Annotated in this window: 13 protein-coding genes; 11 read left to right on the forward strand and 2 right to left on the reverse strand. The window is 53.9% G+C overall.

What is annotated here, in order from left to right:
• Positions 1 to 40: 40 nt before the first annotated feature.
• Positions 41 to 1,561, forward strand: a complete 1,521-nt coding sequence (locus SD69_RS08375; RefSeq protein WP_041524599.1) for a fumarate hydratase — start codon at positions 41 to 43, stop codon at positions 1,559 to 1,561.
• A gap of 183 nt (positions 1,562 to 1,744) precedes the next feature.
• On the forward strand, positions 1,745 to 2,077 hold the full coding sequence (locus SD69_RS08380; RefSeq protein ID WP_041522852.1) for a 4a-hydroxytetrahydrobiopterin dehydratase: 333 nt from the start codon (positions 1,745 to 1,747) through the stop codon (positions 2,075 to 2,077).
• A 27-nt stretch (positions 2,078 to 2,104) separates the two neighbouring features.
• Here SD69_RS08380 and SD69_RS08385 read toward each other — a convergent pair whose 3' ends face one another.
• Both SD69_RS08385 and can read right to left on the reverse strand, forming a co-directional pair.
• Positions 2,105 to 2,842: a polyamine aminopropyltransferase gene (locus SD69_RS08385; RefSeq protein WP_041522853.1), complete on the reverse strand. Its 738-nt coding sequence runs from the start codon at positions 2,840 to 2,842 to the stop codon at positions 2,105 to 2,107.
• 54 nt (positions 2,843 to 2,896) lie between these two features.
• Positions 2,897 to 3,526: a carbonate dehydratase gene (gene can, locus SD69_RS08390; protein WP_041522854.1), complete on the reverse strand. Its 630-nt coding sequence runs from the start codon at positions 3,524 to 3,526 to the stop codon at positions 2,897 to 2,899.
• Positions 3,527 to 3,629: 103 nt separating this feature from the next.
• On the opposite strand from can, the gene sbcB reads away from it, so the two are divergent.
• From sbcB to SD69_RS18060, 9 genes are all read left to right on the forward strand, one after another.
• Positions 3,630 to 5,108 carry an exodeoxyribonuclease I gene (sbcB, locus tag SD69_RS08395; protein ID WP_041522855.1) on the forward strand — a complete coding sequence of 493 codons (1,479 nt, stop codon included), beginning with the start codon at positions 3,630 to 3,632 and terminating at the stop codon, positions 5,106 to 5,108.
• Between the two features lie 96 nt (positions 5,109 to 5,204).
• On the forward strand, positions 5,205 to 7,097 hold the full coding sequence (locus tag SD69_RS08400) for a methyl-accepting chemotaxis protein (RefSeq protein ID WP_041522856.1): 1,893 nt from the start codon (positions 5,205 to 5,207) through the stop codon (positions 7,095 to 7,097).
• Between the two features lie 192 nt (positions 7,098 to 7,289).
• Positions 7,290 to 8,510, forward strand: coding sequence for an argininosuccinate synthase (locus SD69_RS08405; RefSeq protein ID WP_041522857.1), 1,221 nt, complete (start codon positions 7,290 to 7,292; stop codon positions 8,508 to 8,510).
• A 230-nt stretch (positions 8,511 to 8,740) separates the two neighbouring features.
• On the forward strand, positions 8,741 to 10,189 hold the full coding sequence (ccoN, locus tag SD69_RS08410; protein ID WP_041522858.1) for a cytochrome-c oxidase, cbb3-type subunit I: 1,449 nt from the start codon (positions 8,741 to 8,743) through the stop codon (positions 10,187 to 10,189).
• A 12-nt stretch (positions 10,190 to 10,201) separates the two neighbouring features.
• Positions 10,202 to 10,813, forward strand: coding sequence for a cytochrome-c oxidase, cbb3-type subunit II (gene ccoO / locus SD69_RS08415; protein WP_041522859.1), 612 nt, complete (start codon positions 10,202 to 10,204; stop codon positions 10,811 to 10,813).
• 2 nt (positions 10,814 to 10,815) lie between these two features.
• Entirely contained in the window at positions 10,816 to 11,025 is a 210-nt protein-coding gene (locus SD69_RS08420) for a CcoQ/FixQ family Cbb3-type cytochrome c oxidase assembly chaperone (RefSeq protein ID WP_041522860.1), read from the forward strand.
• Between the two features lie 2 nt (positions 11,026 to 11,027).
• Complete coding sequence (gene ccoP / locus SD69_RS08425; RefSeq protein WP_157471639.1) at positions 11,028 to 11,933, forward strand: cytochrome-c oxidase, cbb3-type subunit III; 906 nt, start codon at positions 11,028 to 11,030, stop codon at positions 11,931 to 11,933.
• Between the two features lie 93 nt (positions 11,934 to 12,026).
• Positions 12,027 to 13,448, forward strand: coding sequence for a cytochrome c oxidase accessory protein CcoG (gene ccoG / locus SD69_RS08430; protein ID WP_041522861.1), 1,422 nt, complete (start codon positions 12,027 to 12,029; stop codon positions 13,446 to 13,448).
• 55 nt (positions 13,449 to 13,503) lie between these two features.
• Positions 13,504 to 14,034, forward strand: a complete 531-nt coding sequence (locus SD69_RS18060) for a FixH family protein (RefSeq protein ID WP_052481002.1) — start codon at positions 13,504 to 13,506, stop codon at positions 14,032 to 14,034.
• Positions 14,035 to 14,050: the final 16 nt, after the last annotated feature.

Below are 14,050 nucleotides of genomic sequence, written 5' to 3' on the forward strand. Positions count from 1 at the left end.
AAAATTGCGCGCAAAATCCAGCAGCTGTCGAGATTTTGCTATGACTACCGTGATTAAAGAAGCCGATTTTATCGAGAGCGTCGCCGATGCTCTGCAGTTTATCTCCTATTACCATCCCGTCGATTTTATTCAGGCCGTGCATCAGGCTTACGAGCGCGAGGCAAACCCCGCTGCGAAAGACGCCATGGCGCAAATTCTAATTAACTCGCGCATGTGTGCCATGGGTCACCGTCCCATCTGCCAAGACACCGGTATTGTAACCGTGTTTGTGGAAGTGGGTATGGATGTGCAGTGGGAGGCCAGCCAGGGCTTGACCGATATGGTTAACGAAGGTGTGCGCCGCGCGTACAACAACCCTGACAATGTATTGCGCGCCTCGATTCTTGAGGACCCTGATGGTGCACGCAAAAACACCGGCGACAATACCCCTGCGGTGATTCACTACAACATTGTGCCGGGCAACACCGTTGATGTGCACGTGGCGGCCAAAGGCGGTGGCAGTGAGGCGAAAACCAAGTTTGCCATGCTTAACCCCTCGGACTCAGTGGTCGACTGGGTACTGGATATGGTGCCAAAAATGGGGGCTGGTTGGTGTCCGCCCGGCATGTTGGGTATAGGTATTGGCGGTACGGCCGAAAAAGCCATGCTGCTGGCCAAAGAGGCGCTGCTGGACCCGGTGGATATCCAGGATTTGCAAGCGCGCGGCGCCGACAATCGCAGCGAAGAGCTACGCCTTGAGCTGTACGATAAAGTAAACCGGTTAGGGATTGGTGCGCAGGGCCTGGGCGGTCTGACCACTGTACTGGACGTTAAGGTTAAAGATTACCCCACCCACGCAGCCAACAAAGCGGTCGCGATTATCCCCAATTGCGCCGCCACCCGGCACGCTCATTTTACCCTTAAGGGGGATGGGCCGGCACTGCAAACGCCGCCGTCGCTGGACGATTGGCCCGAAATCAGCTGGGAGGTGTCCGACACCGTGCGCCGCGTCAACCTGGATACCGTAACCGCGGAAGACGTCAAGCAGTGGCAGCCGGGCGATACCATTTTGCTGTCGGGAAAAATGCTTACCGGGCGCGATGCGGCCCATAAAAAAATGACCGACATGCTCGCTAAAGGCGAGCAGCTGCCGGTGGGTATGACGGGCCGCTTTATTTACTACGTGGGCCCTGTCGACCCGGTGCGCGATGAGGTGGTTGGCCCCGCCGGCCCGACCACCGCGACGCGTATGGATAAATTTACCCGCACGATGCTGGAAGAAACCGGCTTGTTGGGCATGATTGGTAAAGCCGAGCGCGGCCCCATTGCCATTGACGCGATTCGTGATAACGAGTCGGTGTACCTGATGGCGGTTGGTGGCGCGGCCTACCTGGTGGCGCAAGCTATTAAGTCGGCTAAGGTGCTGGGCTTCCCGGAGCTGGGTATGGAAGCTATTTACGAGTTCGACGTAAAAGATATGCCGGTTACGGTTGCCGTGGACAGCAAGGGTGAGTCAGTGCACAAAATGGGCCCGCAAATGTGGCGTGTCAAAATCGAAGAGGGCGTGGTTAGCGTCAGCTAAAACGCTGCATTACGTACCTTGCACCCGCTGGCTGTGCCTGCTAGCGGTGTTAAGGTGCGTGAATGTGCGGCTGTGGTCGTGGACTAGCAGCGATAATCCGCAGGAACGTCTTGCCCTTTAGTGTGTCGCAGTGACTGTGAAGAGACGATAACGAATCACCACACGATCGATAGGAGATTGACGATGTCTGCACTACACCAACAAACCTGCGAAGCCTGTAGCGCCGAGGCGCCAAAGCTTAGCCAAGCCGAAATAGACCAGCACTTAGCGGATGTACCTAACTGGACGGTAAAAACGGTTGAGGGGATTCCGGTATTAACCCGGGTGTTTGAGTTTAAAAACTTTGCCGAGGCGTTACGCTTTACCAATCAGGTGGGCGAGTTGGCCGAAGCCGCTCAGCATCACCCCAAGCTGATTACCGAGTATGGCAAAGTCACGGTAGATTGGTGGACCCACAAGATCAAAGGGCTACACAAAAACGATTTTATAATGGCCGCTAAAACCAGTCAGCTCTAGCGCTGTTGCTTCTCGGGCGTTTGTTCCTTAATCGTTTAACGTATGTAGGCCGGTGTGAGCAATGTACACGCTGTTGCTTGCCTCAACTTGCGCAAGCGGGTTGTAAAAGCTCACCAACTCGCTTGTCACCTTAGCAAATACACTTTCTAACAGTGCTATAAACGCTGCGTCCGGCGGGTTTTGACTCCACATGGCAAACACGCCACCAGGCTTTATCTGCTGTGCCATGGCGCTCAGGTTGTCGTGTGTGTAAAAGCCGGCATTGGCGCTGTTAAGAAACTCGCTGGGCGAGTGATCGATGTCGAGCAAAATCGCATCAAATAAGGCGCCAGGCGAGTTCGGGTCAAAGCCCGAGTCGGGGTTGGCCAAATCAAAAAAACTGCCTAACACGTAGCGGCAGCGGTCGTCACTGTTAAGTGTCTTGCCCACTGGCACCAATTCGTTCTTGTGCCAGCTAATCACGGCCTCTAAAAACTCTACTACGAGTAACTCATCGATACGGGAGTCTTTCAGGGCCGCTTGGGCGGTATAGCCAAGCCCCAAGCCGCCCACCACAACCTTGAGCTGCTCGCCAGGGGTGGCGGCAAGCCCTAGCTCCGCCAGCGCCACTTCGGCGTCGACGAATAAGCTCGACATTAAAAATTCGTCCCCCAGCTTTACTTCATAAATGTAGTCGTCTCCCAGCGCCGGTATCATTCTGCGGCGCAGAGAGATTTCACCTATGTCGGTAGGCTGGCTGTCGAGCTCGGCAAAAAGGCGGGCCACGTCAAATCCTTGAGTAGCCCGTGGGCTACATGGGTGAGTTGGGCTGTCGGCGAATTAAACGATGCGGTAGCGCTCGCTAATATCGTCGGGGCCGACAATTGGGTCCATTAAGTCGCGAATGATGCCGTCTTGAATGCTGTAGCACCAGCCGTGTACGGTCAACTCCTGACCGCGCTTCCAGGCATTTTGTATGATGTTGGTGTGGGCTACATTGGCAACTTGTTGCATGACATTGAGCTCGCACAAACGGTCGATACGGGCGTCTTCGTCGGCAATGGCCTCAAGCTCTTGTTGGTGAGCGAAGTACACGTCACGAATGTTGCGAATCCAGTAGTCGACAATGCCGAACTGCTGGTTTTGCATCGACGATTTAACGCCGCCACAACCGTAATGGCCGGTTACCATAATATGCTTTACCTTAAGCACATCAACCGCGAACTGCATTACTGACATGCAGTTAAGGTCAGTATGCACCACCAGATTGGCTACATTGCGGTGGACAAACAGCTCGCCTGGCATTAAGTCGACGATCTGATTGGCGGGAACGCGGCTATCGGAGCAGCCGATCCAGAGATATTCGGGTGTTTGTTGTTGCGACAGTTTTGAGAAAAACTCTGGGTCTTCGGCTTTAATTTTTTCTGCCCAGCGGGCGTTGTTGGCAAAAAGTTCATCCAGCTTGTTCATTGGGCCCCCTTCGGTTTTTAAGCGGGCTTATTATATTTCAATGCGCCGGCAAAGTGTTACAGTTAGGCCACATTTGTTGCAAATTCCAGCATAAGGAGGCGCCGTGGCGGCCACTGCACCCGGGCAAAACACCTTTTATTGGCACGATTACGAAACCTGGGGGGAGGTGCCGGCGGTCGATCGCCCCTCGCAATTTGCCGGTGTGCGTACCGATGCCAACCTAAACGTTATCGGTGAGTCGTTAATGATTTACTGCCGCCCGCCCGAGGATTTGTTGCCCAAGCCTGATGCCTGTCTGGTTACGGGGATCGCCCCTCAGGATGCACTGCAAAACGGCCTGAACGAGGCCGAATTTATGGCGAAAATCGCCGCCGAGTTTGCGGTGGCGGGCACTTGTGGGGTCGGTTACAACTCTATTCGCTTTGACGACGAAGTTACCCGCTACGGGTTGTTTCGCAACTTTTACGACCCTTATGAGCGCGAGTGGAAGGGCGGTAATTCGCGCTGGGATATTATCGATATGGTGCGTATGACCCGCGCCCTGCGCCCCAAGGGGATCGAGTGGCCCAATTACGACGATGGCACGCCTTGCTTTAAGCTTGAAGCGCTGACCGCGGCTAACAATTTAGAGCATGGTTCGGCGCACGATGCTCTGAGCGATGTGTACGCCACTATCGCCTTGGCCCAGCTTATAAAACGTCGGMAACCTAAGCTGTTTGATTACGCTTACCGGTTGCGCAATAAGCGCTTTGCCGGGGGGATGATTGATATCGACAGTTTTAAGCCTCTGTTGCACATTTCCTCGATGTTTCCGTCCAGCCAGGGCAATTGCGCATTGGTGTTGCCCTTAGCGTTTCACCCGCAAAACAAGAACAGCGTGATTGTCTATAACTTAAGCGCCGCGCCGGATGACTTGTTTCAGCTTGAAGCCGAGGCGTTGGCCGAACGTCTCTTTGTGCGCCGCGATGAGCTGCCCGATGGGGTAGAGCGGTTGGCCTTAAAAGAGGTGCATCTTAATAAATCGCCCATGCTGCTCTCGCCGGCCATGCTGGATGACGCGACTGCGGAGCGTCTTGGTATCGATAAGGCTCAGGCTGAGGCGCACTGGCGCCGCTTTGCTGACATGACGTTGGTGGAGTCCACCGCGCTGCGGGCCAAATTGGCAAAACTGTATCAGATGAGCCAGTTTGCCGAGCGCACGGATCCAGAGCAACAACTCTACGACGGTTTTTTAGATGATCACGATAAGCGCCTGCTGACACAGGTGCGGCGCAGTAGCGGCGCTGAGTTGGCAGCATCGGTGCTGGATTTTCATGATGACCGCCTGCCTGAAATCTTGTGGCGTTACCGTGCGCGCAATTTCCCCGAATCCCTCTCGCCCGAAGAGGTCCAGCACTGGCGAGCGTTTTGTCTGCAGCGCCTGACGGACCCTATGGCGGGGGCTGGCCTGGTAAAGTCTGGTTTTGATCAAAGAATGGCTGAGTTGTTGGCCGATGAGCAGCTAGTGCCTACCAAGCGCGAGTTACTGGCCCGGCTCCAGGACTATGCCGAGACGTTGCTGAAAAACGCTACTGCAAGCTAAAGAAATTACGGCGATGGACGCTAATATTACCAGAGAGTAATTTTGGCGTCGGCCTAGCCCGGCTCGCCACTCATAACAGTAATTGGTTGGGGCTTTATGCGTCTGTCTCTAAGAAAAAAGATAAGTGGCTTGGCTGCGGTAGCGTTAATTGTGGTGGGTTCTGTGGTGGCTTGGTTGGCGTATTCAGCGGCTATGAGCCAAATGGAGCGCAGCATTCACAGTCAGATTAATGGCATCTCGGGGACTTTCTCGCAGTACGTGAGTAGCTGGTTTGCCAGTAAGGGGCGAGCATTGGAGAGCTTTCCCGGTGACTCGTTCCCCGAGGATTATGTAACCCACCTCAATCAGGTCAAGCGTGCGGCCGATGTCGATAACGTATTTCTCGGGTTTGAGGATGGTGGCTTGGTCAATGCCAGACAGTTGGTGTTGCCGGAGGGGAACAACGACCCGCGCGTCTGGAGCTGGTACATTAATGCCAAGAAATCTCCCAACCAAACTGTCGTCGAGGATCCGTCGGTCGCCTCGGCAACGGGAAAAAATGTGGTCTCATTGGGCCGTGTGGTGCGCGATGACGGCGGCCAGGTTATTGGTGTGATCGGCGCCGATGTGGTGCTCGACAGCATCATCGAGCAATTGCGAAGCATCGACTTACCCGGCGATGGCTCTATGTTTATTGCCAAGCGCAAAGGCACTGTGTTTGCCCATAGCGACCAGGCGCTGCTCAACGCTGAACTCACCTCCATATCCCCCGAGTTAACCGCCAATCACCTCGAGCAGTTGATCCGCCGTGATGAGCTGATTGATTTGCTGGAAATTGACGGCGACACCTACCAATTATTTGCCGCCGAGGTGCCAGAGTCCGAACTGGTGCTGGTGATGATGCTTAATCGTGATGCACTCGTGGCGCCTGTGCTGGCAAGCCTAACGCAGCAGCTTTTGGTTATCTTGTTGTTGGTCGTTATCAGTATTGTGGCGCTGAGCTGGTTGATTGGCCGCTTATTTGTGCCGCTGCACCGGGTGTCAGATGCCCTGAGTGAGATTGCCTCGGGGGGTGGGGATTTGACCCGTCGTTTACCGGTTAGCTCCAACGACGAGGTCGCCTCGCTCGCGGCCAGTTTTAATCAGTTTGTCGGGCATATGCACGATTTGGTAGAGCATATCAGGCTGCAGGCGACCGAGCTGGACGAAAACGCCACAGCCACGGCCGGGCGGGCCAGCGGTTCGGTGAAGGAGATGCTGCACCAACGAGAGCAAATCGACAGTGTTACCCGGGCAATGAGCGAGATGACCAACGCCACCGGGGAGATCGCGCGCCACGCTGAGAATACCGCCAACTCGGTGCACGAGGTGGTCTCCAGTGCTGGTGACGGTAAAAAGCAGGTTGATACCACCACCGATTCCATTCACTCGTTGGCGCAAAAGCTAGAGCAGGCTGGAGGAGTTGTTGGCTCCCTGAACGAGCGTGTGCAAGAGATCAACGGAATCTTGACGACGATTCAGGGCATTGCCGAGCAGACTAACCTGTTGGCGCTTAACGCGGCCATTGAGGCTGCGAGGGCGGGAGATCAGGGCCGGGGATTTGCCGTGGTGGCGGACGAGGTGAGGGTGCTGTCGCAGCGCACTCATGCCAGCACCGAAGAGATTCAGGGGATGATAAGTGCGTTGCACGACACATCCAAAAGTGCAGTGGCTATTATGGACGACAGCCGCGACCTCGCGGCTGGCAGTGTAGAAAACGCCCAAGGTGCCTCTCGATCACTGGTTACCATCAACGATGCGGTGGCCGCGATCAGTGCGATGGCCACCCAAATTGCTACCGCGGCGGAGCAGCAAAGCCATGTGGTGCAAGATGTGATGCAAAACATGCAAACGATCTCGGATGTGGCTGAGCGCTCGCTGGAAGAGGCCGAGCAAGGCCAGTCCCGGGCCAAAGTGTTAAAGGAGCATTCCGAGGCGCTGACTGACAAAGTGTCGACCTTCCGTCTATAGTTTTACTTGGCGACGTGCCGGTGGCTTTGAAGTTATCCACTGCAGTGTTACCCATGTGTTTATCTGTGTAATTGGGTGACATTGGAGTGGGAATTTCTCTAATTTGCGGGTACAATTTCGCCGCGCTAACTAAGGCGTTTGTAAAAACTGGACTGCCTAGCCGATGCGGCTAGCCAACTGCGGGAGTTTTCTATGTCATCCATCAAAAAAGTTGTACTGGCCTATTCTGGGGGGTTGGATACCTCAGTAATTGTTAAATGGCTGCAAGAAACCTACAACTGTGAGGTGGTGACCTTCACGGCTGACATCGGTCAGGGTGAAGAAGTGGCTCCGGCCCGCGCCAAAGCCGAAGCATTAGGTGTTAAAGAAATTTACATCGACGATTTGCGTGAAGAGTTTGTACGCGATTTCGTCTTCCCTATGTTTCGCGCCAACACGATTTACGAAGGCGAGTACCTGTTGGGTACCTCCATTGCCCGTCCATTAATCGCTAAACGTTTGATCGAGATCGCCAACGAAACTGGTGCTGACGCCATTTCTCACGGTGCTACCGGTAAAGGTAACGATCAGGTGCGCTTTGAGCTGGGGGCATACGCCCTTAAGCCAGGTATTCAGGTGATTGCGCCCTGGCGCGAGTGGGATCTAACCTCTCGCGAAACCCTGATGGCGTACTGTGAAGAGCACAATATTCCGGTAGATTTTTCTAGCAAAAAGAAAAAATCACCTTACTCCATGGATGCCAACTTGCTGCACATCTCCTACGAGGGCGGTGTACTGGAAGACCCATGGACCGAAGCTGAAGAAGACATGTGGCGCTGGAGTGTGTCTCCTGAGAATGCGCCGGACGAGCCTACCTACATTGATTTGACCTTTGAAAAAGGCGACATTGTGGCTATTGACGGCGAGCGTTTGTCGCCGGCTACTGTGCTGGAAAAGCTCAACAAGGTTGGCGGCGATAACGGTATTGGCCGCTTAGATATCGTCGAAAACCGCTATGTTGGTATGAAATCGCGCGGTTGCTATGAGACGCCCGGTGGCAGCATTATCTTAAAAGCCCACCGCGCCATCGAATCGATCACGCTCGATCGCGAAGTAGCCCACCTAAAAGACAGCTTGATGCCCAAATACGCCGAGATTATTTACAACGGCTACTGGTGGAGCCCTGAGCGCAAGATGCTGCAAACCGCCATCGACGAGTCTCAGGAACCGGTTAATGGCGAGGTTCGCGTCAAGCTTTATAAAGGTGCGGTGCACGTGGTGGGCCGCCGCTCGGCTGACAGCTTGTTTGATGAAAAAGTTGCCACGTTTGAAGACGATGCCGGCGCTTACGACCAAAAAGATGCCGAAGGCTTTATTAAACTAAACGCCTTACGCATGCGCATTGCTGCCAGTAAAGGCCGTAACCTGCTGTAAAACGAAAGTTTTGGCCCGCCTGTGGCGGGCCAAAACATAACTGCAACACCTTATTTACCCGCGTTGTCATATACAGTTTTAATGTTTGTACTATAGTTGATGCAAATCAATGTATAAGCACCGCTGGGCGCGTAGCCTTGCCCAGCACTACAGGCGCTAGTGGGTGAATACATCACTTCTAATAATACTTATTTAATTAACTGTGTTTTGCCAAATATAGGGAAGATCCTATGAGTAGTAACCTAACAGCGGTGGGTGATCACCCGACTTACGACTATAAGGTCGTGCGTCAGTTCGCCGTCATGACCATTGTCTGGGGCATTGTCGGTATGGGCGTTGGGGTGTTAATCGCCGCTCAGCTTTGCTGGCCGGCGCTGAATGACCTGGTACAGCCCTATACGCACTTTGGCCGCTTGCGGCCCCTGCATACCAACGCGGTGATTTTTGCGTTTGGTGGTTGCGCCCTGATGGGTACCAGCTTCTATGTGGTGCAGCGCACCTGTCAAGCCAAGCTGTGGGGCGGTTGGTTAGTGCCCTTTACCTTTTGGGGGTGGCAGTTGGTGATTGTGCTGGCCGCTATTACTCTGCCTTTGGGGTTAACCTCGGCCAAAGAGTACGCCGAGCTCGAGTGGCCCATCGATATCCTGATCACACTGGTCTGGGTGTCGTATGCGTTGGTGTTTTTTGGCACGATCGTTAAGCGCAAAACCTCTCACATTTATGTAGCTAACTGGTTTTATGGTGGTTTTATTTTAACCATCGCGGTGTTGCACGTGGTTAACAGTGCCGCCATACCGGTGAGTTTGTTCAAATCTTACTCGGCCTACGCAGGCGCCGCCGATGCCATGGTGCAGTGGTGGTACGGCCACAACGCGGTGGGTTTCTTTTTGACCGCGGGCTTCTTGGGCATGATGTATTATTTTGTGCCTAAACAAGCCGGTCGTCCGGTTTACTCTTATCAGCTTTCTATCGTTCACTTTTGGGCGCTGATCTCGATTTACATCTGGGCCGGTGCGCATCACCTGCACTACTCAGCACTGCCAGATTGGGCTCAGAGCCTGGGTATGGTGATGTCGCTGATTCTGCTGGCGCCATCCTGGGGCGGTATGATCAACGGTATTATGACGCTGTCGGGTGCCTGGCATAAGCTGCGCACCGATCCGACCCTGCGCTTTTTGGTGGTTTCGCTGTCGTTTTACGGGATGTCGACCTTTGAAGGCCCCATGATGTCGATCAAAACCGTAAACGCCCTGAGCCACAACACTGACTGGACTATTGGTCACGTACACTCCGGCGCTTTGGGTTGGGTGGCGATGATCTCGATTGGCGCGGTTTATCACTTGTTGCCTATTTTGTTTGGCCGGAAAGAGATGTACAGCGTGAAATGGGTCAATGTGCACTTTTGGTTGGCCACCATCGGTACCGTGCTTTATATCGCAGCCATGTGGGTTAACGGCATTATGCAGGGCTTGATGTGGCGCGCCTTTAACAGTGACGGCACTTTGACCTATAGCTTTATTGAGGCGGTACAGGCCAGCCACAACGGCTATGTGGTGCGCTTTATTGGTGGCGTCTTCTTCCTGTCTGGGATGCTTTTAATGGCCTATAACACCTACCGCACCGCGCAAGCACCGCGCGAGGTGGCGTCAGATAACAGCCCACAAGCGCAAGCGGTTTAAGGAGGCCAATAGATGAAAAACCACGATATCGTCGAGAAAAATATTGGTCTGATGACCGTATTGGTTATTGTAGCCATCAGTTTTGGTGGCTTGGTAGAGATTGTTCCGCAGTTCTTTTTGAAGGAAACCACAGAGCCGGTCGCCGGGCTGAAACCGCTTGGCCCGCTCGAGCTGGAAGGGCGCGATATTTATATCCGTGAGGGTTGTCACGTCTGTCATACGCAAATGGTACGTCCGCTGCGCGCTGAAGTAGAGCGTTATGGGCACTACTCCGTTGCCGGTGAAAGTGTCTATGAGCACCCGTTTTTGTGGGGCTCTAAGCGCACCGGGCCAGACCTTGCCCGCGTCGGCGGCCGCTACTCGGACGACTGGCACAAGGTGCACCTGTTTAACCCGCGCATTGTCGTGCCAGAGTCAAACATGCCGGAATTCCCGTGGCTGTATGACAACAAATTGGACGGCAAGCACACCGAAAGCAAAATGCGCGCACTGCGTAAAGTTGGGGTTCCCTATACCGACGAAGACATCGAGGGCGCTGGCGATAAGGTTCGCGGCGTAACCGAAATGGACGCGATTGTGGCCTATTTGCAGCAATTGGGTACGCTGCTTAAGGAAAAACGCTAATTATGGATAAGGGTACCTGGGGCGCCATCAGCACGGTTTTAGTCGCGATTGCATTTGCCGGCGTGTGCTGGTGGGCTTTTGCCCCCAGCCGTCGCAAACGCTTTGATGACGATGCTAACTTGCCTTTTGCCGACGAGCAGGACGACGGCGCCACACAAAAAAAAGCAAAAGATAACACCCCATCGACCGATGATGTAGCAAGGCGGAATTGATTATGAGCACTTTTTGGAGCCTTTGGATTATCGGCCTAACCCTGACAAACCTGATACTGGTTTTTTGGGTGCTAATGGCCAATCGTAAGGTCGCGGTAAAGGACGATGAAGCGCCTGAGAACCGCACAACAGGACACGTGTACGACGGTATTGAAGAGTACGACAATCCGTTGCCGCGCTGGTGGTTTAAGATGTTTATTGCCACCTTTATTTTCGCTGCGGCTTACTTAGTTATTTATCCGGGCTTGGGTTCTTTTAAGGGTATCGCCGGTTGGACCTCACACAATCAATTAGAGGCCAAACAGCAAAAAGCCGAGGAGCTCTACGCCGAGCAGTTTGGCAAGTACAACGCCATGCCGATCGAAGAGTTAGCCCGTAACTCAGATGCCATGAAAATGGGCTTGCGTCTGTTCGCCAATAACTGCGCGGTATGTCACGGCGCTGACGGTGGTGGAAATTACGGTTTTCCGAATCTAACCGACCACGATTGGTTGTATGGCGGTGAGCCTGCAACGATCAAGCAAACGATTACCGGAGGTCGCAAGGGCGTTATGCCCGCGTGGGCCGCTATTCTGGGCGAAGAGGGCATCCACTCCACGACGGAATACGTCCTTAGCCTAAGCGGTCGTGAGCACGATGCCGAGCTGGCTCAGGCGGGCAAAAAGCATTTTGAGCAAAACTGTGTGGCTTGTCATAGTGCCGATGGTAAGGGTATTCAGGCCATGGGCGCGCCCAACCTGACTGACGACATTTGGTTGTACGGTGGCGAACCGCAAGATATTCGCCAAACCCTGCGCGACGGTCGCAACGGCGTGATGCCGGCCCAGCAGGAGCTGTTAAAAGAAAGCCGTATTCACTTGCTGGCGGCTTATGTTTACAGCCTGTCGCTGCCTTTGGACGAGCAGTAATCGGTTGTACCGGGGCGCTATCGCCCCGGACTCTCCCGGCTTGACGAATTCCGCCAGGCTTTGGGTAAAAGTCTCTCGCAATGAGGTGCTGCAGTGAGTAAAAAGTCATCGTCGTCTGAGCAGTCAGCGGACGAGCCCACCATCCGTTACGTCAATCTGTACGAAGCCGAAGACAAAGTTTACACCCGCCGTATCACCGGTTTTTACCAAAAGCTGCGTCGCTACACCGGGCTGCCGTTGATCGCGGGCTTTGTGCTCATGCCCTGGCTTACCATCGATGGCCGACCGGCCATGTTGTTTGATTTGGCCGATCGCAAGTTTCATATTCTTTGGACAACCTTTTGGCCGCAAGACGGTATTTATCTCGCCTGGCTTTTGATTATCGCCGCCTTTGCGTTGTTTACCGTGACGGTGTTGGTGGGGCGAGTCTGGTGTGGTTTTACCTGTCCGCAAACGGTGTGGACTCAGATGTTTATCTGGGCCGAATTTATCTGTCAGGGCGATCGCAACAAACGTATTAAGCTAGATGCCGCGCCCTGGAGCGCAAACAAAGTGCTGCGTATCGGCGCGACGCATGCCATTTGGCTGCTGATAGCGCTAGTGACGGCGCTTACGTTTGTTGGCTATTTTGTGCCGGTGCGCGAGTTGATTGGCGGCTTGCTAACGTTTGATAGCACCATACCCGTGGTTTTTTGGGTGGGCTTTTTTACCGTGGCCACTTACACCAATGCCGGCTTTATGCGGCAGCAGGTATGTAAGTATATGTGTCCCTACGCTCGGTTTCAGTCGGTAATGTACGACTCCGACACCCTAACGGTATTTTACAATCACATTCGCGGCGAGAAGCGCGGCCCCCGCAAAGCCGGAGAAGATTATAAAGCACAGGGCAAAGGTGACTGCATCGATTGCTCCTGGTGTGTTCAGGTTTGCCCTGTGGATATTGATATTCGCGACGGTATTCAGGCCGAGTGTATCGACTGTGGTTTGTGTGTGGATGCCTGCAATACCGTCATGGATAAAATGGAGTATCCCCGCGGCCTGATTAGCTTTACCACTGAAGATGCGATCAAGGAGGGTAAAACCCGCGTACTACGGCCGCGTTTTGTCGGCTATCTGGTCGTATTGACCGTTATGATAAGCGTGTTTGTCGGAAACTTGGTGCAGCGTACGCCTTTGGGGCTGGAGATTCTGCGCGATCGGGGGGTGCGTATGTATCGCATCAGTGGTAAGGATGTGCAAAATGTCTACACCCTAAAGATTAACAACATGGATAATAAGCCCCATCGCTATGATATTACCTTGAGCGGTGACTTTAATTATCGCTTACAGGCGTACCGGCCCTTAGAGATCGAGCCGGGGGAGCTCCTGACGATACCCGTGCGTGTTGCCGTACCGCGCAGCGAGTTAACCGAGGTGAAATCTGAAATCGAGTTCACCCTTACTGCACAAGATAATCCAACGCTCACAACCACCAACGACACGTCGTTTATTGGGCCACAGCAGCGGGATTACTAACTTTTAGGTGTCAGGCAGGCCTTGTGGTCAGCCTGCAAGCAACACAAGAGATCTTATGACTATTGATACAAATGTACCGCGCCCCTGGCAAAAAGAGCCCTGGTTTTGGTTTGTAATGACGCCTTTGATTGTCGTAGTACTGGTGTCGAGCGTTACCGTAACGTTAGCAGTTAAATACGCGGACGATACGGTGATCGACAACTATTACAAAGAGGGCCGGATGATCAATCAGAGCCTCGAGCAAGATAAACGCGCCTTGCAGTGGGGCTTGACCGCCGATATGAACTGGCAGGCCGAAAGCGGCCAACTGGTTGTTGCACTGCATTCGGAGCTCATTCCCATGCCGGCCAGTTTATCCCTGTGGCTCGATCACCCGTTTGATGAGCGGCAGGATAAATTCCTGATCTTAGAGCGCAGTGGCGACTCGCACTTTACGGCGCCTTTGGCCGCGCACGATACCCTGTGGTATGCCACACTCGCACCAGAGCAGGCCGAGTCGGAGCGCAGGGCGGCGCCCTGGCGTTTGCGCACCGAAGTCAATTTTACCGAGCGCGCCGCGATATCACTCGCGCCACCCGCGCTTTAGCACTTGTCTCCGGTTG

It is taken from the genome of Gilvimarinus agarilyticus, assembly GCF_000832015.1.
Taxonomy (GTDB): domain Bacteria; phylum Pseudomonadota; class Gammaproteobacteria; order Pseudomonadales; family Cellvibrionaceae; genus Gilvimarinus; species Gilvimarinus agarilyticus.

Bases quoted from the DNA above. Each gene is read 5' to 3' on its own strand.
- SD69_RS08375 (WP_041524599.1), top strand. From the start codon at position 41: ATGACTACCGTGATTAAAGAAGCCGATTTTATCGAGAGCGTCGCCGAT.
- SD69_RS08380 (WP_041522852.1), top strand. From the start codon at position 1,745: ATGTCTGCACTACACCAACAAACCTGCGAAGCCTGTAGCGCCGAGGCG.
- can (WP_041522854.1), bottom strand. From the start codon at position 3,526: ATGAACAAGCTGGATGAACTTTTTGCCAACAACGCCCGCTGGGCAGAA.
- SD69_RS08400 (WP_041522856.1), top strand. From the start codon at position 5,205: ATGCGTCTGTCTCTAAGAAAAAAGATAAGTGGCTTGGCTGCGGTAGCG.
- SD69_RS08405 (WP_041522857.1), top strand. From the start codon at position 7,290: ATGTCATCCATCAAAAAAGTTGTACTGGCCTATTCTGGGGGGTTGGAT.
- ccoN (WP_041522858.1), top strand. From the start codon at position 8,741: ATGAGTAGTAACCTAACAGCGGTGGGTGATCACCCGACTTACGACTAT.
- ccoO (WP_041522859.1), top strand. From the start codon at position 10,202: ATGAAAAACCACGATATCGTCGAGAAAAATATTGGTCTGATGACCGTA.
- SD69_RS08420 (WP_041522860.1), top strand. From the start codon at position 10,816: ATGGATAAGGGTACCTGGGGCGCCATCAGCACGGTTTTAGTCGCGATT.
- ccoP (WP_157471639.1), top strand. From the start codon at position 11,028: ATGAGCACTTTTTGGAGCCTTTGGATTATCGGCCTAACCCTGACAAAC.
- SD69_RS18060 (WP_052481002.1), top strand. From the start codon at position 13,504: ATGACTATTGATACAAATGTACCGCGCCCCTGGCAAAAAGAGCCCTGG.